This is a genomic window from Streptomyces sp. NPDC014006, from assembly GCF_043088925.1.
Classification (GTDB): domain Bacteria; phylum Actinomycetota; class Actinomycetes; order Streptomycetales; family Streptomycetaceae; genus Streptomyces.
Genome location: NZ_JBICAJ010000004.1, coordinates 532,652 through 555,705, shown reverse-complemented (window position 1 = coordinate 555,705; position 23,054 = coordinate 532,652). Strand labels below are relative to the sequence as shown.

Here is a 23,054-nt window from a genome sequence, read left to right as displayed (position 1 = left end):
GGGGGTCGTCGGTTGCGCGTCGTGTGGTGCGGGGGTCTGTCATGCGTCGTGTGGTGCATGTCGTGCGTCGTGTGGTGGGTGGGGTCTGTCGTGTGTCGCGGGCGCTTCTCAGCGGCGTCCGTCATGGGGGCGGCCGGTGCGCTCCCGGCCGCGGCGCAGTTCGGCGCGCAGCAGCCGGGCCACGGGGTCGATGAGCCGCCGCGCCAGGTCGTCCAGGTCGAGACCGGCCTCGGCCCGCGGGTTCTCGGGGCGACGGGCCGCCGCCTTGCCCGCACCGGTGGAGGCGGGGGCGGGGGCGAAGGACGGGAGCGAGCCCGTCGACGCCGACCGCGGCCGGCCGCGTGCCGGCGTCTCCTTCGCCGGTACGCCCCGGACGGATGCGGCGGCGCCGGTGGCGTCGCGCTGCACGGGCGCAGCCGTGCCCGGCGAGGCGACCCGTGCGCGGGCCACGGGAGCCGGCCGCACCGGGGCCGGCGGCGGACGGCCCGCGAGCGGCGGGGCCTGCGGGGCCGTCACCGGCAGAGGGCGCGCCGGTACGGCGACGGGCCCACCGGCCGCGGACGGCCCCGGCGGATCGGGACGGACGACGGGGACGCGCCGGACGGCGTCCGGGTGACGCGGCGACCCGTCGGACGGTCCACCGGCCCACGGCCCCGCGCCCGGCATGTGCGGTGGGACGGCATCGGCCGCCGCCCGCTGGACGTAGGGCACCGCGGAGGCCGCGGACCCGTGGTGTGCCGGGTGCGGCGCGACGGGCCAGGTTCGGTGGGCCGTCGACGGCGCCGGGTGTGCTGCCGCTCCGGCGGCCCGCGCGGGGGCCGGTGCGGACGCCCGGCCCGCGGACGCCCCGGCGGTGCGGCGCTGAACCGGCGGCTCGGCCCGGCCCGGGGTCCGTCCGGCGTCCCCGCGCCGGGCCGGCGCCTCGGCGGGCCGAGCGGTGTCGCCGGGTGCGTCAGCCGGTGCGCCCGGCCAGCGCGCCGCCACCACTGGGCGGCCGCGGGCCGGGGCGGCGGCGCGTGACTCCGCACCCTGCGGGGGCCGCGTGCTCAGGGTGAGCGGGCGGCCGGCGAGCAGCGGAACGGTACGGGACGCGGCCGGGACGGCGGAACGGGCCACGGTGAGCGGGAGAGCGCCGAGCGAGCCTGCCCGGGCCGCCGCTGCTGACGTCCGGCTGCCCGCGGTACCGGGGGCGCCGTGGGCGCCGTGGGCGCCGTGGGCGGCCGGGGCGTGCGCGGTGACGGCGTCCGGGCGCGCGGTGTCGGCTCTCGCCAGGGCGACGGGCGTGGACGCCTGGTCAACCGCGGGCGCGGGCGTCGGGGTGATGCGCCCGGGGCCGGGCGCCGGCACGTCCGGCGCCGGAGTCCGGGCGCTGCCGGACGCCTGAGGGGGCGTCAGCAGCGGTGTGAGGGGGCCGTCGAGTGGTCCGGCGACGGGCACGGCGGGTGGCGCGGCCGGGGTGGCGAGGCGGCGCTGAACGTCGGCCGTCCCGAGCAGCGGTGCGTCCCCAGCCGGTGTGCCGGCCGAGGCGGACGGCGCCGAAGCGGTCGCGGCGCCCCCTGCCCGACGTGCCGGAGCCCGCTGGACGTCCGTGGCCGACGGCGCCGTGGCCGACGACGCCCCGGGGGACGACTCGGAGGAGGCGCCCCCGGACGAGTGCCTGGTGGCGGCGGGGCGGGCGGCACTGGGCGGGAGTGCGGACAGCGGCGCGCCGAGGCCGCCGCGCACGTGGGCGCCAAAAGCACCCCGGCCGGGCGCGGTCCGGTCGCGGGCGCCGGCAGGGGCGCCGGGTGCCGTGCCCGGCGCCCCGTCGTGGACGTCCGGCGTGTCCGCCCCCGCCGCACCCGGGCCGCCGGTGCCCGTGCGGGTGTCGCCGTGTGGCGCGGGGGCGTCGTCGGTCCGGCGCTGGAGGACGGGCAGCGCAGGACCGGGTGCCGTGCCGGCGCCGGCCCGCGCGGCGGCCTGCGGCTGCGGCTGCGGCTGCGGGATCGCCGTCGGAGGAAGGCCGTCCAGCGGCGCACCGAGCGGCGCCCGGCCGCGCGCCGCCGACGCGGTGCGCTGGACGGAGGCGGTGGTCGGCGGGCCGGCGGGCGTCGGCGTCGCCGTTCCTGTGCGCTGGACGGAGGCGGAGGTCGGCGGGCCGACCGGTTCGGGCCTCGCCGTTCCTGTGCGCTGGACGGAGGCAGTGGTCGGCGGGCCGACCGGTTCGGGCGTCGCCGGGGCGGGGGTGGCGCCGGGGGCCGGGTGCACCGCTGCGAGGCGGCGCACTGGCGCGGCCGGGCGCCGGGCGACGGTCAGGCCGACGCCCGTCGGGACGGCGCGGACGCGGGCGCGCGGCTCGCCGGTCCGGGGGGCGCGGGGCGTCTGCGGCTGCTCGGCGTCGCGTGCGGCTCGCGCTCCGGCCGTCGGGGCGCCCTGCCGGGCGGCCGGGGGCGCGGACGTACGGCCGCCGTCGTGGACGGCGCCGTTCGCGACGGGACGGTTCCGGGGCCCCGGGGCGGCGGCCGGAGGGACCACCGCCACCCGGCGTACGAGCGGGGTCGGCGGGGCGGCGGTGCCGTGGCCGGAGCCCGCAGCGGCACCGGTCGCGACGGCCGCCGTGTCGGCACCGGCGCCGTCCGGCGTCACGGCCCGGGAGCCCGTCGTGGCCGCTGTGGCGGCATGGGAGAGCACGCCGGGCGACTGCTGCGACGTGAGGCCCCGGGAGCGGCCGGGCCCGGTGTCCGACGACCCGCGAGCCCCGGCACGGTCGCCGGCGGCACGGTCGGCGCCGGCGCGCGAGGCGGCATCGGCGGCACGGGCGGCGCCAGCGTCCGAGGAGGCGTCAGCGCGCGCAGAGGCGCCGCCTTGCGAACGAGCCCCGCCGGGCAGGGTGCCGCCACGCGAAGGAGCCCCGCCGGGCGTCGGAGTGCCGCCACGCGAAGGGGTCGGGCCGGGCGAAGGAGTACCGCCGGGCGAGCCGGTCGCCGGCTGCCGTCGCGGTCCCGCCGGGGCCTCGCCGGGTGACGCCGGGGCCGTCCGGTCGGCGGTCCGGCTGCCGGGGGTCGCGGCGGCCCGGGAGCCCTGGCCCGGCACGGCGGGGCCGGGGGTCCGCGGGTCCGTGAAGTCGTCGGCCGGGGCTTCCGCCCCCTGCGGGCGCAGGGCTCTCAGCAGCAGGGGCCCCCCGGCTGGCGGCGTGGGCCGCGGGGTCGCGGGGCGGGTGACGCCGCGCACCAGGCCCGTGGGGGCCATGGGCGTCAGCGCGTGTCCGAGGCCGCGGTCGAACGACGGGTTCTGCCAGGCGGTCAGCCCGGCCCGGAAGGCGAGGCCGTCGCTGACCCCGAGCGGGGCCAGGGACAGGGTGAGGTCCGGCGCGGCGGTACGGCGCCAGCCCCCGTCCCAGTCGCGCGGCACGAAACGGCCCGCGCCCGAGGGCCCGCGCGCGCCGGCCGGAGTTCCCTGCGCGCCGCCGGGCACGCCGGGCCCGCCGGAGGCTCCCGCGGAATCTGCCGCACCCGAGGAGCCCAAGGGATGCGGGGCACCCGGGCCGCTCACAGGACGCGGGGCCTGCGGCGGGCCCGGGACGCGGGAGCGGGCCGCGAGGGTACGGCGACGGAGCCTGTCCCGCCATGCCATGTGCTAACCGCCCTCGTTCATACGGGTGTTGATCCGGGCGATCTCGGCGACCCACTGCCGGCGTTCGTCATGGGTCAGGTCGAGGATCTCCTCGCGACGCCAGTGGAAGTGGTAGGCGATGTACGCGATCTCCTCCCGGAGCCGGGGAAGGGCGTACGTCACGATTCCCCCAGGCGCCCACCCGAGAGGTCGACCTCGAAGCCGCCCTCGCAGTGCGGGCAGGTCACCGCGGCGCGGGTGTGGCCCTCGCTGTTGACACGGCGGTAGAAGTCCTGGAGGAAGGCGACGTCGGTGGCGTACATCCGCTCCACGACCCCGGCGTGCACGTCGGTGATCGTGCCGATCCGGGTGATCACCTGGCTCAGCAGGACCACGCTCAGGTACGCCGGATTCTCCTTCACGCGCAGGTCGATCTGCGGACGCAGCTCGTCGCGTGCCGTGGCCAGGCGCATCGCGCCGTGCCGGTGCACGGTGCCCGCCTCGTCGACGTACCCGCGCGGCAGCTCGAACTCGAACTCGGTGCGCAGCCCGTGCTCCTCGCGGCGCGACGCGGCGGCCGGGGCGGGCGCCGCCGCCGGCTCGGCGGCGGGGGCGGGCTCGGTCGCCTGGAGGATTTCCTCCAGGCTGCCCGCCGTCACCGTACGGCGTCTCATTCGACCACGATCTCCTCGAACACGATCGTGACGGACTCGGTCGCCGCGGACGACTCACCTGCCCGCAGCGACGGCCCCTCCCACCGGGAGGCCCAGCCCTGCATGAGCTGGATGCGGCGGACGGTGCTGCCCTCGGAGTCCTTGATCTCGATGGTGAGGTTCTGCCGGGCCGAGTTGACCGCCCCGTTGTTGAGGGTCTCCTTGATCCAGTTGGTGAACTCGCTGCTCTGGTCGAGTCCCCGGGTGATCGTGATCTCGCCGGCCTGCCGGGCGCCCGGCTGCTTGCGGATGATCTGCTTGCCCTCCGCGGTGACCTGCTTGACCTCGACGACCTCCTCCTCGACGGTCAGGCCGCTGATCTCCTGGATCGATTCGACCAGGTAGCCGCCGAGTTGCACGCCGAAGACGTGTGTGGACAGTGCGTCGCCCGTTGCCATGACTGTCTGTCACCCTTTCCTGTGGACCCGCGGGTCACTCGTCGATGAGGCTGGTGCTGTCGGAGAACTGGGCCAGCCGGAACACCACGAACTCCGCGGGCTTGACCGGCGAGACGCCGATCTCGCAGACGACGCGGCCCTGGTCGATGGACTCCTGCGGGTTGTTGTCACGGTCGCACTTGACGTAGAACGCCTCCTCGGCCGTGCGGCCGAACAGCGCGCCCCGGCGCCACTCCTCGGTGAGGAACGCGGTGACGTTGCGCCGGATGCTGGACCACAGCCGGTCGTCGTTGGGCTCGAAGACGACCCACTGGGTGCCCAGGAGGATGGACTCCTCCAGGTAGTTGAACAGGCGGCGCACGTTGAGGTAGCGCCAGGCCGGGTCGGAGGACAGGGTGCGGGCGCCCCAGACCCGGACCCCGCGCCCGGGGAAGGCCCGCACGCAGTTGACGCCGATCGGGTTGAGCAGGTCCTGCTCGCCCTTGCTGAGCCGCAGCTCCAGGTCGACCGCGCCGCGGACCACCTCGTTGGCGGGTGCCTTGTGCACACCGCGCTCGGCGTCGCTGCGCGCCCACACGCCGGCGATGTGGCCGCTCGGCGGGACGGTGGTGTTGCGGCCGGCGGCCGGGTCGAAGACACGCACCCACGGGTAGTAGAGGGTGGCGTAGCGGGAGTCGTAGCCCGCCTCGTCGTTGCGCCAGGTGCGCACCTGCTGCGCGGTGAGGCCGGGCGGGGTGTCCAGGACGGCGACGCGGTCGCCCATCTGCTCGCAGTGCGAGATCACGGCGAGTTGCACGGTGCGCACGCCCTCGGCGTCGATGTCACCGCGCTGGTAGGCGCTCATCAGGTCCGGCACCGCGACCATGGTGATCTCGTCGATGCTCTCCAGACCGCCGAAGCCGGTGCGGGCGCCCGCGTCTCCGACGTACTCCGCCGGGTCGAGGCGGGCCACGTCGGAGGCCGTCGCGGCGGGCGCGGCCGGGGCGTCGGGCACGGCGAGCGTCTGCGCGGGCGGCCGGGTCTGGGCGGCGCCCTGCTGCTCGGCGACCTGGATCAGCCTGGAGGCGCGGACCTGGTTGACGAGGTAGCCCTTGACGTTCTTGCGGACCGAGGCCTCGTAGGTCTCCGCGACCTGGTCGCCCTGGCGGACCAGGACCTTGAAGCGGTCCTCCGGCGGGTTCTCGCCCTCGGCGTCCGCGATCTCCACGGAGACGCCGGTGACACCGGGCCGGGCCGCGACGAGGAAGCCGCCGAGGGCGACCGGCTGCGCCGCCGGAGCCGGCCGCCGGGCGGCGTCGCCCGTCGCGGGGGCCGAGGCGTCGTCGGCGTGCCCGCCGATGCGCACGATGTAGGCGGCGCCGCCACCGTTGGCGAAGTAGCCGTAGACGGCGTGCGGCAGATAGGCACCCTCGGTGAAGCCGCCGAAGAGCTGGGTGTACTGGTCCCAGCTCGTGACCAGCGTCGGCGTGTGGAACGGGCCGTTCCCGGCGAATCCGACGAACGCGGCGACGGCGGTGCCGACCCCTTCGATCGGCCGGGCACCGGACTGCACCTCCTCCACGTACACGCCCGGGGTGAGGTACGTCGGCATGCTCGCTCCTTCGGGTCCTGCGGCTCGTTCGGCTCGTCCAGCTGTGTCCAGGACGAGTCTGCGCGGCCGTTGGCCGCGACCGGCAGGGACGCGGGGACCATGCCGGGGGCAGCACCGCTGCCCCTCCCGTCCGCCGCGGCGGCCCCTTCGCCGCCCTCGCCTGCCCCCCGACATGCCCGTACGTCCCTGGACGGCCCCGCGGGCCGGGCGGTCCACTGAGGGCCGCAGCAGGGGTGTGCCGACGAGGAGGCAGCGCGATGCGAAGGTCCGGGGCGCACGCCGAGCAGGACGAGGTGCGGCAGGACGCGGACGGCCCGGCCGCCGCCCGCCGCGAGACGGGCGCCGGCGCCGCCGTGCCGCCACCGCTCACCGCCGACGGACTGCGGGCGGCGCAGGGCGACGCGGGCAACGCCGCGGTCACCGCCATGATCGCCCGCAGGGTCCGTCCCGTGACGGTCGAGGAACAGCCCGACCCGGGTGTGCACGAGGTGCTGCGCGGCTCCGGCAAACCCCTGGCCGCACCGGTCCGCCAGGACATGGAATCGCGGTTCGGGACCGACTTCTCCGACGTACGCCTGCACACCGGCGCCGCGGCCGCGCGATCGGCCCGCGCCATCGGAGCCCGGGCCTACACCTCGGGCAGCCACGTCGTCCTCGGCGACGGCGGCGGCGACTCGCACACCCTGGCGCACGAACTCACCCACGTCGTCCAGCAGCGCCAGGGGCCCGTCGCCGGAACCGACAACGGGGCCGGGCTGAGCGTGTCCGACCCGTCCGACCGGTTCGAGAAGGAGGCGGAGACCACCGCCCACCGGGTCATGAACACCCCGGCCCCGGCCCAGGACGCGCATGTGCACGCCTCCGGCGACCTCGGTGTGGCCCGCGCGGTGGACCACCGGGCGGCGGCCGGCGGCCCGGCGGTGCAGCGGGCCGCGGTGGACGTCCAGCGTCTGGAACTCGACATCCAGGGCGGCGGCACCGAGGGCCCCACCACGATCCGTTCCGCGTCCGACCTGATGGTGTGGCTGGTGGGCCACCCCACCCGTCCGGCCCCGCTCAACTGGGCGGAACCGGCCATCCTCCAGCGCGTACTCGCACAACTCCAGCGGCTGGACGGCCCCGTGGGCGGCGACGCGGTGTGGGGTGCGGTGCGGTCCGTCGTCGAAGCCCGGGCGCGGGCCCAGGAGGGAAGCGATTCCAGCAGCGATTCCAGCAGCGACAGCGAGAGCGGCGGCGGCTTCTTCCGCCCCACCCGGACCCGCGGCGACAGCAGCAGCGAGAGCAGCAGCGACGAGGAGTCGGACAGCACCAGCGTCGCCTCCTCCCCGTCCGTCACCGGAGAGGACTGGGACGAGGGCCAGTGGGACCAGGACGACATCGGCCTGGCGCAACCGCACGAGTTCCGCCGCGAGATGTCCGACGAGGACCGTACCCGGCGCCAGGCCGAGATAACGCAGAGCCTGTCCGGCTACCGCCTGGTCGGGTTCCACGGCACCCACGTCGAGAGCATCGGCAGTCTGATCGCGCACGGACCCGACGCGGAGAAGTTCGGCAAGGGAGCCGGCACCGGCAAGGGGAACGGCTTCTACGTCGCACCGGTCGTCGCGCCCGCCGGGAAGTCGGCGTCCGGCTCCGGTGCCGCGAAGAAGGAGGCACGGCAGTGGGGCGGCTTCCTGGTCGCCGTCTATGTGCGCGAGGACGTCGAGGTGGTGGAGGCCTCCGGCGGTTCCGACGACGGCTTCGCGTTCGAGAGCGGAAGCGAGAGCGGCGCCGCCGACGCCGCCGGGCCGGTGATGACGTACCACGGCTCCGACGAACTGGTCATCCCCGAGGAGCTGTTCGGCAGCGTGCGGCTGGTCCGCAACCCGGACGACTTCGCGATGGTGTCCGACCCCGGCCTCGAGGCGGTGCCGTACGAGGACGGGGTGAGCGAGTACAGCAAGGCCAGGAAGAAGAAATGACCCGGCCGGCGGGGGCGGCCGCGGCTCAGGCGCCGACGGCCGCCTGGAGGTAGGGGCCGAACTCGCCCTCCAGGACCAGCCTGCCCAGCTTGCGGTACTCCTGCGCGATCGCCGTCACCAGCCCGTGCATGGTGAGCGGCGCGCCGGACTCTGCCGCGAAGTAGGCGGCGGTCACCGCGCACGCCCGGATGGAACCGCCGGCCAGCTCGAAGCGGTCGGCGCAGAAGGCGAGGTCCAGGTCGGCGGCGCGGGGCAGCCGACCGCCCAGGCAGCGCTCCCACAGCGCGAGCCGCTGACCGGCGTCGGGCACGGGGAAGTCCGCGACCACGTCCAGCCGCCGGGTGAACGCCTCGTCCAGGTTGGCCCGCAGGTTCGTGGTCAGCACCGCGATCCCGTCGAACGACTCCATGCGCTGGAGCAGGTACGCCGACTCGATGTTGGCGTGCCGGTCGTGCGCGTCCTTCACCTCCGAACGCTTGCCGAAGATGGCGTCGGCCTCGTCGAAGAGCAGCACGGCGTTGACCGCCGACGCCTCCGTGAAGATCCGCTCCAGGTTCTTCTCGGTCTCCCCCACGTACTTGTCGACGACCGTGGACAGGTCCACCACATACAGGTCCATGCCCAGGTCGGCGGCGACGACCTCGGCGGACATGGTCTTGCCGGTGCCCGACTCGCCGGCGAACAGGGCGATCACGCCGCGGCCGCGGCCGCCGCCGGGCCGCATCCCCCACTGCCCGAGCACCTGCTCGCGGTGGCGGGCGCGCAGCGCGAGTTCCCGCAGCCGCCGGTGGGTGGCCGGCGGCAGCACCAGGTCGTCCCAGCCGACGCCCGGCTCCACCCGGCGGGCGAGCCGGTCGAGCCCCGCGCCGTTCTGCGCCCGCACGGCGGCCCGCAGGTCGTCGGGGCCGACCGGGCGCCCCGCGGCGGCGGCCGTGCGCACCGCCACGTCGGCGGCGCGGCCCACCTGCCGGGCGTCCAGGCGGTGCGCGGCGACGGCCTCCGCGAGGTCCGGCACGTCGTCCGCCGTGAGGCGCCGTCCCGGGCCGTGGGCGTCGTGCGCGGCGGCCCGTTGGAGGGCGTGCCGCCAGCGGGCGGCCTGCCGCTCGGGCGATGGCGCCGGCACGGCCAGGGTGACCGGCGTGTCGGCGGCCCATTCCGGGTCCCAGCCGATCGAGCCGTGCGTGATCAGGGGGATGCCGCGCAGTGCCGCGCACACCGCCCGTACGGCGCGGGCCCGTTCGGCCGGTTCCCCGGGGAGCGCCTGGAGGGGGCCGAGGACGACGGCGGCGCCGGTGAGCCGGGCTTCCAGAGCCACGAGACGGGCCAGTTCCGGTACGTCGCCCGGGCGGCGGGCGAGCGCGGCCGCGTCCAGGGCGAGCGGGTGTGGTCCCGCCGTGCGCAGGGCGGCGACGGCGAGCCCGGCGGCGTCGCCGCCCCGGCTGCGCAGATGGACGAGCCCGATACCGGTGCCGGCCGCGGCCGCCGCCCCCTGCACGTCCGCGGGATCGGCGGTCGGGTCCGGGTGGACCTCGTCGAGCACGCCGGCGAGCCGAACGTCGGGCCGGTCGTGGCCAAGCAGGTGCGCGGTGACCCGGTCGGGCACGGTCACCACCCGGGACAGCGGGGGCCGTTCGGGCTCCCTGACCTCCACCAGGCCGCCGGCGACAAGCGGTGCGCCGGGGGCGAGCCGGAACCGCGCGGCGACCGCTCCGGCCGGCCCGCACAGCTCCAGGGCGAGCCCGACCGTGGGGCGGCGGCGGGTCAGGTCGTCGTTGAGGTAGCCGTAGAGGCGCTCGAACCGGGCGTCGATGTCGGGCGCGAGGGCGACCAGGAGCAGGTCCAGGTCCAGCGGGGACAGCCCGAACCGCCGGGCGAGACGGCCGAGGACGGATCCGGCGGGCGGCTCCCACGGCTCGTGCGGGGGTACGTCGAGGCCGCCCGGCTCGTCCAGGAGCCGGGCGACGGCCTCCGGCGCGAGGTACTGCCCGCGGTAGGGATCACCGGGATCGGGGTCGCCGGCCCGCCGCCCGGCCACGGCCCGCCGCACCCGCTCCTCGACGAGTGCCAACCGCCCCCACAGCACCTCCGCACCGCCGGACGCCGGCGGCACGGGCGGAACGGTCCCGCCGGGGGCGCCGGGACCGCCGTCGACGGCCCCGGCGGCCGCGGCACCGGACCGGTCGGGGCCGGGAGGTGCCGGGGCGGCGGACGCAGCGCGGCCGGTGGTGCCGGGCTCGGACCCCGAGACGGCGGATGCAACGTCGGCGGTGGTCCCGGGCACGGCACGCGTGGTCTCGAGCGCGCCGGGATCGGCGGGTGCCGCGGCCCCGGGCGTGCCGGACGCGACGGGGGTGGCGGCGGTGCCGGGCGCGGCGGCCGTCGCTCCGGACGCGGCGGACGCCCGGGCCGTGGGGGACGTTCGGTTCGGGGTGGGGGTCATGGCTGGCGGTCTCCTCGGCGGCGGCGGGCGGGGGCGGGGCCGCGGTCGCGGGGGCCGGCGAAGCCGTCCGGGCCCGGGTCGGTCGTCTCCCGGTAGCGCAGCCGGCGGCCCGGTGCCGCCGCGCCGTCCGCGCCGCGGGTGGCCGAGCGCACGACGAGGCCCTCGGTGACGGGCGTGGCGGCCGCCCGGGTCACGCCGGCCAGCGGTGCCCGCACCCGGGCCTGGAGCGACGCCCTCAGCTCACCGCCGAGCGCCGACCATACGTCGGCGGGGGACGGTGCGTACTCCCCGGCCCCGGTGGTGTCCAGTCCGACGGTCAGCCCGAGGTCGGCGAGCGTGCCGGTGAGCAGCCGGCCGGGCAGCGTCTCGGCGGACACCAGCGTCCCCAGCACCTGGGACAGCAGGCGGTGTTCGTCCTGCGGGCGGCTCGCCCACGCCGTGACCAGGTACGTCAGCTCGAACCAGCGCGGCGGGCTGCGCCGCGCCACGAGGTGGCCGTCCGCGTCGTACACCTCCCCGGCGCCGCTGCCGCGCCGGGTGGCGTCCTCCCGGATGTCGTACAGGAAGACGCATACGGTGGGGGCGCTGCGACGCGCGGCCCAGTCGCGGGTGGGGGCGTCGAAGACGACCTCGACGCCGGACGCCTCAAGACCGGACTCTGCGAGCAGCCGGCGCAGGGCCTCGTCGACCTCGTGGATCACCGACGGGTCACCTCGTCCGGGGGCTGGATGCTGCCGTTGACCACCAGGAAGTCGGTGGTCACCGGGGAGAAGCCGGGCCCCTTGGCGGTGATGACGCGCGGTCCTGTCTGGTCCTTGGCGAGGATGAGGAGCTGGCCGATGAAGGTGCCGTCGGGCGCGGGGACGGTCGGCGCCGCCGCCGCGGTGATCCCGGGCTTCCAGGTGAAGCGCACCGGCGCTCCCGGCGGGAAGTCCTTGCCGCGCACGGAGGTCACGAAGCCGGGCTTGCCGATGCCCGGCACCGCAACGATGCGCGGCTGGAGGATGCGCAGCCGTGTCCGGGTGGTGTTGTCGCGCGGGTCGGCGTCGGTGCCCGTGGTGGTGAGCCGGCCGGTGACCCGGCCGGTCATCGCCTTGTCGGGGCTGAGCACTATGCGGACGACGGTGCTCGTGCCCGGTTCCAGGTCGGGCAGCGCGCACTCCCAGGTGGCGTCGCAGCCGGGCGGCGGACCGTTGTGGGGGATGCCGCGGGGCAGGCCGATGCGCAGCCGCAGTCCGGTCGCTAGCGCGTTGCGGCCGTTGCGCACGGTGTACGTCACCACGACCCGCCCGCCGACGTAGCCGGGGTTGGGCTGTGCGGTGACCCGTACCCCGGGCCCGGCCGCAGGCGCGGGCGGTTCGGGCGGCACGGTGGGCGTCGGCCTGGGTTTCGGAGCCGGGGGCGGCGTCGGAGCCGGGGTCGGCATCGGAGTGGGGGTGGGCGTCGGCGGGGGCGGGGGCGGTGCGGCCTCGCGCACCGGGACCACGGTCCGGCCGGCGTTGTCGCCGGGCTCCGGGTCGAGCACCGTGCCGGTGACCGACCAGCCTACCGGCTGGTCGCCGGGGCTGAGGCCGGTGAGGGTGACGTCCACGGTGACGGTGGCGCCCGGCCCCACGACGCCGACGTCGCAGGTCAGCGCCGTGGCGTCGCAGGTGCCACCGGGCCAGGTGACCCCGGTGACGCCGACGCCGGACGGCGGGGCGATGGTCAGGGTGGTGCCGGGGGACGCGGCGGGCCCCTTGTTCACCAGGTCCACGCCGATCGTGGTGGAGGTGTCGACGGTGACCTCGGGGGTGGTGCCGGGCGCCCGGACCGCGAGGTTCACCGACTGCTGGACGCTCGGCTCCTTCTGCCGGCCCGGCAGCGAGGTCATCAGATGGGTGAGCTTCCCGGTGGCAAGGTCCAGCACCTTCAGTTCCTCGGGGCTGTTGACCGCGCGATCGGGGCGCGCGCTGATCACCAGGCGGGTGCCGTCGGCGGTCCAGGCAGCGTCACGCGGCTGGAACGGGCCGGTGGCTTCCGGCAGTTCGCGCCGGCACGCGCCTGGCAGGTCGCGGGCCGTGGGCGGCAGCAGCACTTGGCAGTCGTCGCCGGCGAGGGAGGTCAGGACGAGGCCGGCGTGTTCGTCGATCCGGCCGCCGCCGTTCTTGCGGTTGAAGACGAGCGAGCGGCCGTCGGGCGAGAACGCCGGGCTGTCGTCGATGACCTCGCAGGCGCCTGGGCAGATGGTGGCGCTCAGGTCCCGCTGCCGGTCCAGCCGGGTCACCGGCACCATCCACACGTGCTTGTTGCCGCCGCCCCCGCCGATCACCTCGTTGCGGGTGAACGCCAGGGTCGTGCCGTCCGAGGACCAGGCGGGCTGGGCGTCGCCGCCCGCCCGCTCCCCGGCCGGCGGGGTGATCTCCCCTGTGATCGCACCCGTCGCGACGTCCGCGATCAGGATGCGGCTGGGCCCACCGACGCCGCCCGGCGATGTGCGGGTGAACGCGAGGTGCTTGCCGTCGGGGGAGAACGTCGGATCGGTGTCCCAGTCGGTCTCGCCGCGCCCCGCGAGGGGCAGCCTGGCAGGGTTCCGGCCGTCGGCGTCCACCATCCAGATCCGTTCGACCCGGCCGTCGCCGCCGTCCTCGAAGCGGGTCACCGCGATGCGGCGGCCGTCGGGCGTGTAGTTCTGCCGCTCGGTCCACGGGTCGAACTTCGCAGAGGGCCGGAACAGCGGGTCCTTCGCCGGGTCGGTGTTCGTGTCGGCCGCCGGGTCCTCTTTGAGGATCGGCAACCCGAGGTCGCGCGGGTCGGAGCCGTCCGCCCGGACGTCCTGGAGCGTCACCTCGTGACCGTCGGCCGCCGTGTCGCGTTCGACGACCGCGCGGCCGCGGTCGCGCGGTCCGAGCCAGGTGACCGAGGTGACCTCACGGTTCTCGCTGAGCACCACCTGGGGCGTGGCCTCGGAATGCGCGGGCACGCGGAACACATGGTCCCAGTTCCCCTCGCAGGTGCACGGCCGGTCGGGGCTGAGGAACAGCACGTCGGTCCCGTCGGGCAGCCAGGCTGCCCCCCGGGTGCGCCAGCCGGCCTGCGCGCCCGCCAGCAGCGGCTCGTCGGTGGTCCCGTCGGTCACCCGGAGCCTGGGATCGCGCTGCCCGGCCGCGACGCCGGTGTACGCGATGAGGTCGCGGTGCGCAGCGTCGTCGACCGGGTTGAACACCGGGTCGGTGGCGGTGCCGTTCGCGGGGTCGGTGACCCGGGTCGCGGTCCCGCCGGCCAGCGGCCGCACGTGGATCTGCTCGCCGGCCACGGCGTCGGCGTCGCTCGCGTACGCCAGGCGCCGTCCGTCGGCGGAAACCGTCGGGCACTCCTCGTTCGCGGGGGTGTCGGTGAGCCGGGTCAGACCGGTGCCGTCGGTGCGCACCAGCCACAGGTCGCGCTCCTTCCTGCCGCCCGGCCCGCCCGGCCCGGACGCGTCGAACACCACGGAGCGCCCGTCCGGGGTGAGCCGGGGGTGCGCCGCGTCCATGCCGGTGGTCAGGCGCCGTACGGAGCCGTCGGCCGCGCGCAGGTAGATCTGCGGCTGCCGCTCGTCGCGCAGGCTCGCGAAGACCATGAGGTCGCCGAGCGCGGACGGCTGGACGTCCTGGTGGGTTGGTGCCTCGCCGAACAGCGCGTCGGAGCGGGTGTCAGTGGCCACCCGGCCGAGACTGCGGTGCCGGGTGCCGGCGTAGGCGATCCGGGTGGCGTCCGCCGGGGCGGCAGCGGCCCTCGGCACGGATCCGGCGCTGCCCGGTCCGGCCGCCGCGGTCACCCCGAGCAGGGGGACCAGCAGCAGCAACGACATCCCGAGTCTGCCCGGGCGGTACCGCCCGCCGCGGCCAGCGGTTCGCATGGAGGTCCCCCTCGCGGTCTGGTGCGGCACACGTGGGTGTGCCCCGGCCACCCTGCGCCGGACGGACGCCGGCCGGCAGGGCCGCGGGGCCGTGTCCGGGGGAAGAGCGCGGTGTGCTTTCGGGCAGCGCGGTGTGCCCGGCCGCCCTCAGATGAGCCCGTTGCGCAGCGCGTACCCCACCGCGTGGGCGCGGTTGCGCAGTTGCAGCCGGGTGGTGATCTCGTGCAGGACGTTCTTCACCGTCCGCTCCGAGTACGCCGTCTTGCGGGCGATCTCCGCGGTGTCCAGGCCCTCCGACACCAGGCGCAGCATGTCCGCCTCGCGGGTGGACAGCGTGGACAGGGACACGCTGCCCGGGTCGAGGGCGGAGCGCTGCGCGCTGCCGACCTGGCTGAGCAGTTTGCCGAGCAGGTCGCCGGGGAGGACGCCCTCGCCGTTGGCCGCGGCCTGGACCAGATGGACGAGCCGGTCCTGGTCGGCCTCCGCGCGCCGCAGCACCGCCGGGACGCCGCACTCCAGGACGCGTTGCAGCGCGCCGGAACCGAGGGTGCCGACGACGAGGCCGACGCGGGTGGCCGAGTTGACGCGCAGCCGGTCGAGCAGGTCGGCCACGTGGTCGTCGACGGTGTCCACGACCACGAGGGACACCTGCGCGGCCTCGCGGCCGGTGTCGCCGAGCAGGTCGATCTCGGGACGCTGGCGTAACTGCTGGACGACGCCGGCGCGCAGGATCGGATCGGCGGCGTAGACGGTCACGCTCACCCGTGGCGACGGGCCCGGGCGGGCGGCCAGGTACGCGGGGGCGGTGAGGGGTTCGTGGGAGGTGGCGAGGGACATGGCGAAGCTGCTCTTCTCTGCACGGGGGACGTGGGTGCGGTCACCTGACGGGAAACGGGTGCCGTCACCTCTTCGTGAGCTGAGGGGAGGATCGTCTGGACGGAACGACCCGCGAAGGCGGCGCGCGGGCGCCGGGAAGTGACCTCAACAACACGGTTCCGACGGCGAGTTGACGGTGGCCGTGCGGGCACCGGAACTGCCCGGTTGTTGCCCTCGCGTCCCTCGGCGTGGCCGGGCGGACGCTTCTAGCGTGGCGGTGTGACGCCTTCTGCAGCCTCTTCCGGTCCCGGTACGCCCGGACTCGACATCCCGGTCGTGACGGTGGCCCCGGGCGGCACCGCGACGACCACTCTCACCGTCCGGAACGACAGCGACATCGTCGAGGCCTACAGCCTGGAGGTCGTCGGGGACTGCGCGCCCTGGTCCACCGTGGAACCCGCGCGCGTTTCCCTGTACCCGGGCACGTCCGAGACGGTGACGATCCGGCTGGAGCCGCCGCGCTCCCCGGAGGTCCGGGCCGGAGAGACGCCCCTCGCGGTGCGGGTCCTGCCGGCCGAGCACCCCGACGCGGTGCGGGTTCCCGAGACCACCGTGCACATCGAGGAGTTCCACGAGCTGCGCACCGAGCTGCTCCCGCGCCGCCGGCGCGGCTGGCTGCGTGGCCGTTACCGGCTGGCGGTGCGCAACGAGGGCAACACTCCGGTGCAGGTGGGCTTCACTCCGGGCCAGGCGGGCGAGGAGCTGGCGTTCGCGTTCAGCCCGGCCGAGCCGAGGCTGGAGCCCGGCGAGTCGGCGGAGACCGGGCTGCGGGTGCGCACCGGCAAGCCGGTGTGGTTCGGTGCCCCGGTGGTGTGGCCGTTCACGGTGGTCGCCGCCGAGACCGGGGAGCAGGACGCAGCGCGGCCGGACGACAGCGTCCACCGGCCCGCGCTGGAGGCGGAGTTCGTTCAGATCCCGCTGTTCCCGAAGTGGTTGATCGCCCTGCTCGCGGCGCTGCTGGCGCTGCTGCTGGCGTGGTTCGCGCTGGTCCGGCCCGCGGTGCGCAGCGCCGCGAAGGAGGCGGCGCACGAGGCGGTGCAGCCGCGCCCCACCACGGCCGGGGATCCGGGCGACGCCGGCGGGTCGGGCGACGCCGGCGGCGCGAGCGCTCCGCCCGGCGTCCGCAAGCCTGGCCAGGGGCAGAGCCAAAGGCCGGGGGCCGGCGACGGCGGCACCGGGGCCGGGCCCGGCACGGCGGCCGACGGACAGCAGAGCTCGGCGACGATCGACCTGAAAACCTCCGGCGGAGAAACCAAGTCCGGGACGTACAAGGTGCCCGAGCAGAGCGTGTTCGGTGTGACGGACATCGTCGTTGCCAACTTCCAGGGTGACGAAGGGGTCATGACGATCACCTTCGGCGACCGCAAGATCACCACGATTGCGCTGGAGACCTTCCGCAACCAGGACTACCACTGGGTCACCCCCATCAAGATCTCCGCGAACGACACCGTGACCATCGAAGTGACCTGCGCGAAGCCGGGCACGCCGGCCACCGGACGGCGGGCGCAGGGCTGCCACGAGGTGCTGAACGTGAGCGGAGTGCTCGGTCGTACTGACCAGTAGATCGGACGTCGTACTTCCGAATCATTCTCGGTCGGTGGTGACTACATCTGTAAAGTGTGACCGCGGGTTCAGTCCGGAAATCGACAATTCCGGGTCCGAAAATGACACATCATGATCATCGTGGCGGTGTCGGGCCCGGGCACCGTCGCGCCGACCGGCACGCACAGGTTCGTGCGGATTCCTTCGTCCTCTTCGACCTGCTCTTCCTCGTCCGCTCCGGCCGGCACCTATGGTGATGGAGCCACCCATGATCCGTCCCCCTGGGGCACAGGAGACCACTGACCCTTGCGCCGGTAGCCGCAGTTGAGGCCTTGCTCACCCGGGAGGGGTTCCTTCATCGTCGCCTTCTTGCCTCGCCCGCAGCCCGGGCATGCGGTGACGACCCGGTGGGCCTACTTGGCGCGTCCCGCGGCGGGGCTGCCGGGGTGCCAGGCAGTTTACGCAGGCAGGGGCCCGGTGATCGCGGTGTCGAACGCTCGGGGCCGGTGTAACCGGTAAGGGCGAGACAGTGAGCCGAGTGGCGTGCCGAGCACGGGTCGTGGGACGCGGATCGGGCGGGGTGCCCGGTTCCGTTACCATGGCTGGCTTGTCAAGCTCACACTGAGCGCGGAGCCAGACGCCGACCGGCGAAGGGACGACGGCTCGCGACGGTGCCCCGCGTGATCGGCAGCCGCCCACGCGACTCGGTCTACGCAGCAACTGTGTCAGGCGAAGCAGAAGCAGACTCATCGTGACAACCGACCGGCCTTGCGTGATGATCCGGCATGTTGGCGAGCGAGACGGGCGGACGGGACGACCGACCGTCTTCCTCGACCGTGACGGTGTACTGATCGAGAACCGCGGCGCCCACGTACGCCGAGCCTCCGATGTCGTGCTGATCCCGGGGGCGGTGGACGCAGTACGCCGTCTGAGCGCGTGCCGTGACTTCGTCATCGTGACCAACCAGGCGGTCATCGAGCGTGACTCGGTGTGATCCGCCCGCACGACCCAGCCCGCCGCTGCATGTGCCGTAAACCGGAGCCCGGCATGCTGATTGCCGCTTCGCGCGCGTGGGGATGCCGCCTGAAGGAGGGCTGGATGATCGGCGACGCGATCACTGACGTTCAGGCCGGCGCTGCGGCCGGGTGCCGGACGATGCTCGTCCGGACGGGCCGCGGCGCGGTGGGCGAGGACCTCGTCGAGGAGATCTGCGCGCTCGACCCGCGGTTCCGCATCGCCGTCACGGTGGTGGCCCCCCATCGAGGGCCCGGCCTCGGCGATCCAGCGTTCCGCCTGACCGGACCCTCAGGCCCGGCGGCCGACCAACCGCCGGGGCCGCCGACCGCTGGCCCACGCTGGTCGCCGCCCTCGCGGGACGGCGGCACCCCGCCTGGTTCACGCTGTGCCGCGCCTGGCGGGAACTGGAGACCCACCACGTCGACCTGGACCTGGGCCACTCCCCCGCCGACTGGCCCACCGGCTACGTCGCCTGGGCCCTGAGGGAGACAGTCGCGACGCTGGTCGCCCGTCGCTTCCCCCTCGCCCGTCTCGAAGCCACCGATCTCCGGCGCGCATGGTCCCTCTCCCCCACCGGCCCGACCGCGGCCGGCCCCGGCCACGCGCTCCTGGCCTGGTGTCCGGCCGCGCCCCGGCACGCTCCTGCGGTCGGACGGCGATCTGCCGGACCCACCGCCCTGTCCTACGCGGCCGGCCGCGACCAGCTCGACATCGAGGGCCTCGGCCACACACGCGTCGTCCGGCTCGTCACCGAGGAGACGGCCCTCGTCGTCATCGAGCCCATCCAGGGCGGCGCCGGCCTCGTCGCCGATCTCGCCGACCTGTCCACCCTGACCCGCGAGCACCTGATGAGCCTGGAGCGGATGGGCGCAACCAGCACCGAGAACCTCCTCGCCGCCATCACCGCGGCCAAGGGCCAGCCGCTGCCGCGGGTGCGCGCTCGGGGGCGGACCTCGCCCCGCTGATCGGCAACTCGCCGCCGCTGGGGTGAACATGACAGAACCCGGACGGTGACCGCCTACGACGCCAACGGCAACGTCACGCAGATCACCGATCCGCTGGGCAAGGTCACCACCTATGGTCACGACGCTGACGGGAACCGCACTTCGGAGACCACTGCGCTGGGCCGCAAGCGGACCCGGGTCCACGACGCGGATGGGCGGCCGCAATCCCCCCCCCCGGCGGCTACTTCACCGGCAACACGCCCGCTGACTGCACCACCACCTACAGCTACGACGCCGCAGGCAACCCGACGACCCTGACGGACCCCTACGGCCGCAAGCGGTTGCTCGGGTCCAACCGGCTCAATCAGCTCACCGTCACCCAGGACACCAGCGGGCGCCGCACCACGTACGCCTACGACGCTCTCGGCCGCATCAAGATACGACGCGGCCGCCAACGTGCGAACCCTGCCTGCACAGCGATGACGTTCGCCGAGCAGGTCTTGGGACTGACCACGCCGCACAGTCGGCATACCCCGCTGCTGCGAGAGGTGTTGACGCAGATCGTGCTTGAGGGCTTCCGGAACTGGGACACCTACTGGTGCCCTCGGCGGGGGGGCATCCCGCAGTTCGATCATCTCACCGTCCCGGATCCCGAGCAGGGGGTGCGGCTCAGCTGGGTCAGGTGCTCGCCGAGTCTGACAGCTGTGTTCCGCCAATGCGCCAATGGATCGCCACAGATGTATCGACAGCGCTGTACGGTGGGGCGTCATGACGAAGTGGCAGCTGCTGAGCGCCGTGTCGAAAACGGCGCTGGCCGTGGCCCAGGTCCGCGCTGACGAGAGCGCAGCCGGCAACGCCTTGTTCAATGACCCGTATGCTGCAGCCTTTCTGGCCGCGTCGGGAGAGCCGATGCGACCGCACAGCCCCGGTCCGCTGGCGAAGGTCCTGAGGGCCCAGACGGTGATCCGGACCCGCTTCTACGACGACCAGCTTCTGCATTCCGGCTGCAACCAGGTGGTCCTGCTCGCAGCCGGGCTGGACACCCGCGCCTACCGGCTCCCTTGGCCGCGTGGGATCCGCTTGTACGAGCTCGACCTGCCGCCGGTCTTCGAGTTCAAGCACCGTGTGCTGGCGGCGGAGTCCGCCGTAGCGCGCTGCGACAGAACGGCCCTTCCCGCGGACCTGCTGCATACCGCCTGGGCCGATCGACTGATCGACGCGGGGTTCAACCCGGCGCAGCCAACCGCCTGGGGGGTCGAAGGCCTGCTGGTCTATCTCACCGCAGAGGAGGCGGCCGGGCTGCTCACCACGGTCGGTGAACTGTCCGCCCCGGTCAGCCGGCTCGTCTTGGAGCGGGGACGCAGCGGGCAGACCGTTCTCGACGCTCCGTCGGTCGCGCACATCACCTCGCTGTGGAAGGGCGGCCTGGGTTCGAGGACCGCCGACTGGCTCGGCGACCACGGCTGGCACACCCGGATCCATCCACTGGACGCCGTCGCTGACCACTACGGCCGGCCAACAGCCAATCCGTCCGGCACTGGCTTCATCACGGCCGTACGCGGCACGAGCCAAGCGTTGTCCTAACTCACCGAGCGCTTGTTCCGGCCGGCCTGTTCCAGCCGGTTACCGTCTTGGTCCGTCGGTCAGCGGCGAGCCCTCCCTGCTGTGTGCGGGCCCCGCCCCCGGCCTGCCCACAGCGGAGCCGGCCGGGCCGCGGCCGCCGCCGAACGTGTGCACATCCCGGCGAGCCTTGCCTCCGCGATGGCGCCCACCCCTGCGGCGCGCTGTCCGGGTTGCGCGTGCCGCCGGAAGCGACCCCTGTCCTATGGGAGCCAGGAAGAGGGACGAAAGCCCAGTTGACGATTGCTGCGCGGTGCGGCGCGCTCCGGCCGTCGTCGGGGCCGGTCAGGCGCAGCCGCGCCGCCAGTTCCAGCCGATGAAGGTGTGACGCAGGTTCACCTCGAAGTGGCACAAGGCGGTGCCGTCGGCCTTGAGGTCGACGTACGAGCGGTGGGTGTTGGCGTACCAGGCCCCGGTCGCGTCGAAGATTCCGCGGTAGGTGAAGTCCGCGTGTGCCTCGCTGCGGGAGGCGGGGCAGCCGGTGGCGCAGTCGACGCCCTCGGTGGCCGACTTCCGCGACCAACCCGCATCCCACGGCTCACGGTTCCACTGCTGGGTGGCGCCTGCGCCCGCGCTCACGACGCGACCGCCTTCGGTGGCCCAGTGCGACGTCAAGTACAGGGCGGTCATGCGGATATGGCAGCAGTCGTACATCTCGTTCCAGCTGGAGATCCGATGCCAGCCGCTCTCGGTTTCTTTGGTCCCGGCCCCTGCCGCGGTTCCACCGGCCCGGCCGAGCGGCGTCAGCCGCACCTCACCGAGCCGTGGCCTGCAGTCCACGCCGATCGAGACCTCCTGCTGTACGGCCATGCCCACGGGCGGTGCGGGCAGTGAGCCCGTCAACCGCAGATCGCCACAGGAGCGGTCGGCCCCTGCCCCCTCGCCGGCCGCGGACGCCGGAACGGCCGCGAAGGAGAGCAGAACGGCGGCGAGCGCTGAGCGACAAGCGATTCGGATATGCACGTCTCGTTTCTTTCTTCAGCTGCTGACTCAGTCCGATGCCCACGAGCGGCACCTTGTGAGGGCTCGTGCGCAGTACGTCCGTGATCTGCCCGGCAGATCGAGGAAGCACAAGGGCCCATCTCTCCCATCAAGACGGAGTTCATACCTCACCGGCAACTACCTGACCGCGCACGTCCCTTGGAACAAAGCTTCTGAGCCAATCCGCTACATTCTCGACGCGCCGCAGTCCTAGTGAGATACACAATGGGCGCCGTCAGCGCGCTTCGACCCGGCCTGACACAACACGGGGGCAGGTTCAGGGGGTCTGATGAAGATGCGACTGGTCTGGGGGGCCGCTGCGGCGGCCGCCGCAGCCATCGCGGCGCGGGCAGCGGCCGACCGGATCGAACGTCGGCCGGATCCAGTCTCTTACGAACGGCTCCGCCGCGAGCCCGAGGGCGAGGAAGTGCTGCTCTCTCGCCCCGACGGGACGGTGCTGCGCACCCTCGTCGCGGGTGACGGGCCACCGGTGGTGCTGGCCCACGGATACGGTGTCTCTCTCCTGGAGTGGAATCTGGTGCAGGCCACCCTGGTGGCGAGCGGTCACCGTGTCATCGTCTTCGATCAGCGTGGCCATGGACGGTCGACGTGCGGCGCGGACGGCATCGGCTCCGGACCCATGGCGCAGGACTACCTGGCGGTCCTCGAACACTTCAACGTACGCGACGGGGTGCTCGTCGGGCATTCCATGGGCGGATTCCTCGCGCTTCGTGCCGTGCTCGACCATCCCGGCGTCGCCCGGCGGCTGCACGGTCTGGTGCTGTTCGCGACCTGGGCGGGCCGTATCTATGACGGAGCGCCGCATAACCGGCTGCAGATCCCGCTGCTGGAGACGGGCATCCTCCAGCGGCTGGCACGGACCCGCACGGGCGGAATCCTCTTCGGAGCCGCTCAGTGCGGAACACACCCCTCTCCAGCGATGATCGCGGTCTTCCTCGAGGTCTTCCTCCACCAGGACCACCGCTCCCTCGTGCCGGTCGTGCGGGCGTTCGCCCGTGAGGACCGCTACCCTCGTCTGACCGAGATCACGGTCCCCACCGTCGTCATGGTCGGCTCGGCCGATCGCAGCACACCCGCCAGCCACGCCAGGCGCCTGGCCACCGGAATACCGGGCGCACGGCTGGTCACCGTGCCGGGCGCCGGACACATGTTGAACTGGGAGGCCCCGCACGCCCTGGTGCAGGCCGTCGTCTCCCTGCACAAGGCTTCTTGACCAACCTGACGGAGCAACAGGATCAGACGGAGGCCGCCCTCACGCCCGCAGAACTGCGAGAAGCCCAGCCAAGTTCGACACCGCACCTCGGCCACCTCGTCGTGACCCGCGCCCACCAGCCCACTGACCGCCGCCTGCGTCCCGGGTCCGCGCCGACGCACCGAAGGAGGCCGTCCAGGCTCCTGGTGCGCTGGGCACCTCCGGTCGTGGAGAACACGGCCCCTTCGGGCCCTGGCCCGACGCCACGGAGCCCGGAGCACAACGCC

18 protein-coding genes and 1 pseudogene are annotated in these 23,054 nt (G+C 74.5%); 9 read left to right on the top strand and 10 right to left on the bottom strand.

Annotated elements, in window-relative coordinates; all coding sequences use genetic code 11:
- Window positions 1–108 precede the first annotated feature (108 nt).
- The 5 genes from ACF1GV_RS17875 to ACF1GV_RS17855 form a co-directional block, all read right to left on the bottom strand.
- On the bottom strand, window positions 109–3,390 hold the full coding sequence (locus ACF1GV_RS17875; protein ID WP_391681462.1) for a hypothetical protein: 3,282 nt from the start codon (window positions 3,388–3,390) through the stop codon (window positions 109–111).
- Window positions 3,391–3,615: 225 nt separating this feature from the next.
- A complete protein-coding gene (locus tag ACF1GV_RS17870) occupies window positions 3,616–3,774 on the bottom strand; it encodes a DUF6760 family protein (RefSeq protein WP_361621922.1) in 159 nt (52 codons plus the stop codon).
- Window positions 3,771–4,265 carry a hypothetical protein gene (locus ACF1GV_RS17865; RefSeq protein WP_391681459.1) on the bottom strand — a complete coding sequence of 165 codons (495 nt, stop codon included), beginning with the start codon at window positions 4,263–4,265 and terminating at the stop codon, window positions 3,771–3,773. The genes ACF1GV_RS17870 and ACF1GV_RS17865 overlap by 4 nt, the downstream gene beginning before the upstream one ends.
- Window positions 4,262–4,702, bottom strand: coding sequence for a phage tail protein (locus ACF1GV_RS17860; protein WP_361621916.1), 441 nt, complete (start codon window positions 4,700–4,702; stop codon window positions 4,262–4,264). The genes ACF1GV_RS17865 and ACF1GV_RS17860 overlap by 4 nt, the downstream gene beginning before the upstream one ends.
- Before the next feature lie 34 nt (window positions 4,703–4,736).
- A complete protein-coding gene (locus ACF1GV_RS17855) occupies window positions 4,737–6,293 on the bottom strand; it encodes a phage tail sheath family protein (RefSeq protein WP_391681456.1) in 1,557 nt (518 codons plus the stop codon).
- Between the two features lie 257 nt (window positions 6,294–6,550).
- Here ACF1GV_RS17855 and ACF1GV_RS17850 point away from each other — a divergent pair, with 257 nt between their 5' ends.
- The gene (locus ACF1GV_RS17850) at window positions 6,551–8,254 is read left to right on the top strand and encodes a DUF4157 domain-containing protein (RefSeq protein WP_391681453.1); all 1,704 of its coding nucleotides are present in this window, start codon (window positions 6,551–6,553) and stop codon (window positions 8,252–8,254) included.
- 25 nt (window positions 8,255–8,279) lie between these two features.
- Here the strand turns inward: ACF1GV_RS17850 and ACF1GV_RS17845 are convergent, their stop codons facing one another.
- The 4 genes from ACF1GV_RS17845 to ACF1GV_RS17830 form a co-directional block, all read right to left on the bottom strand.
- On the bottom strand, window positions 8,280–10,694 hold the full coding sequence (locus tag ACF1GV_RS17845) for an ATP-binding protein (RefSeq protein ID WP_391681450.1): 2,415 nt from the start codon (window positions 10,692–10,694) through the stop codon (window positions 8,280–8,282).
- Entirely contained in the window at window positions 10,691–11,395 is a 705-nt protein-coding gene (locus ACF1GV_RS17840; protein WP_391681447.1) for a DUF4255 domain-containing protein, read from the bottom strand. Before ACF1GV_RS17840 ends, ACF1GV_RS17845 begins: the two co-directional genes overlap by 4 nt.
- Complete coding sequence (locus ACF1GV_RS17835) at window positions 11,392–14,574, bottom strand: hypothetical protein (RefSeq protein WP_391681445.1); 3,183 nt, start codon at window positions 14,572–14,574, stop codon at window positions 11,392–11,394. The genes ACF1GV_RS17840 and ACF1GV_RS17835 overlap by 4 nt, the downstream gene beginning before the upstream one ends.
- Before the next feature lie 147 nt (window positions 14,575–14,721).
- A complete protein-coding gene (locus tag ACF1GV_RS17830) occupies window positions 14,722–15,411 on the bottom strand; it encodes a response regulator transcription factor (RefSeq protein WP_391681442.1) in 690 nt (229 codons plus the stop codon).
- Between the two features lie 258 nt (window positions 15,412–15,669).
- Between ACF1GV_RS17830 and ACF1GV_RS17825 the strand changes: the two genes are divergently transcribed.
- The 7 genes and pseudogenes from ACF1GV_RS17825 (at window position 15,670) to ACF1GV_RS17795 (ending at window position 20,537) form a co-directional block, all read left to right on the top strand.
- Entirely contained in the window at window positions 15,670–17,013 is a 1,344-nt protein-coding gene (locus ACF1GV_RS17825) for a hydrolytic protein (protein ID WP_391681439.1), read from the top strand.
- A gap of 754 nt (window positions 17,014–17,767) precedes the next feature.
- Window positions 17,768–17,986 carry a hypothetical protein gene (locus tag ACF1GV_RS17820; protein ID WP_391681436.1) on the top strand — a complete coding sequence of 73 codons (219 nt, stop codon included), beginning with the start codon at window positions 17,768–17,770 and terminating at the stop codon, window positions 17,984–17,986.
- 29 nt (window positions 17,987–18,015) lie between these two features.
- Window positions 18,016–18,492, top strand: coding sequence for an HAD hydrolase-like protein (locus tag ACF1GV_RS17815; RefSeq protein ID WP_391681657.1), 477 nt, complete (start codon window positions 18,016–18,018; stop codon window positions 18,490–18,492).
- Window positions 18,493–18,659: 167 nt separating this feature from the next.
- Window positions 18,660–18,971, top strand: a pseudogene (locus ACF1GV_RS17810) (hypothetical protein); the annotation flags it as partial.
- 48 nt (window positions 18,972–19,019) lie between these two features.
- Entirely contained in the window at window positions 19,020–19,271 is a 252-nt protein-coding gene (locus ACF1GV_RS17805) for an RHS repeat domain-containing protein (protein ID WP_391681433.1), read from the top strand.
- Window positions 19,178–19,789: a hypothetical protein gene (locus tag ACF1GV_RS17800; RefSeq protein WP_391681655.1), complete on the top strand. Its 612-nt coding sequence runs from the start codon at window positions 19,178–19,180 to the stop codon at window positions 19,787–19,789. The genes ACF1GV_RS17805 and ACF1GV_RS17800 overlap by 94 nt, the downstream gene beginning before the upstream one ends.
- Window positions 19,722–20,537 carry an SAM-dependent methyltransferase gene (locus ACF1GV_RS17795; protein ID WP_391681430.1) on the top strand — a complete coding sequence of 272 codons (816 nt, stop codon included), beginning with the start codon at window positions 19,722–19,724 and terminating at the stop codon, window positions 20,535–20,537. The genes ACF1GV_RS17800 and ACF1GV_RS17795 overlap by 68 nt, the downstream gene beginning before the upstream one ends.
- A gap of 321 nt (window positions 20,538–20,858) precedes the next feature.
- Here the strand turns inward: ACF1GV_RS17795 and ACF1GV_RS17790 are convergent, their stop codons facing one another.
- Window positions 20,859–21,383, bottom strand: coding sequence for a hypothetical protein (locus tag ACF1GV_RS17790; protein WP_391681427.1), 525 nt, complete (start codon window positions 21,381–21,383; stop codon window positions 20,859–20,861).
- A gap of 460 nt (window positions 21,384–21,843) precedes the next feature.
- Between ACF1GV_RS17790 and ACF1GV_RS17785 the strand changes: the two genes are divergently transcribed.
- On the top strand, window positions 21,844–22,788 hold the full coding sequence (locus ACF1GV_RS17785; RefSeq protein ID WP_391681424.1) for an alpha/beta fold hydrolase: 945 nt from the start codon (window positions 21,844–21,846) through the stop codon (window positions 22,786–22,788).
- Window positions 22,789–23,054: the final 266 nt, after the last annotated feature.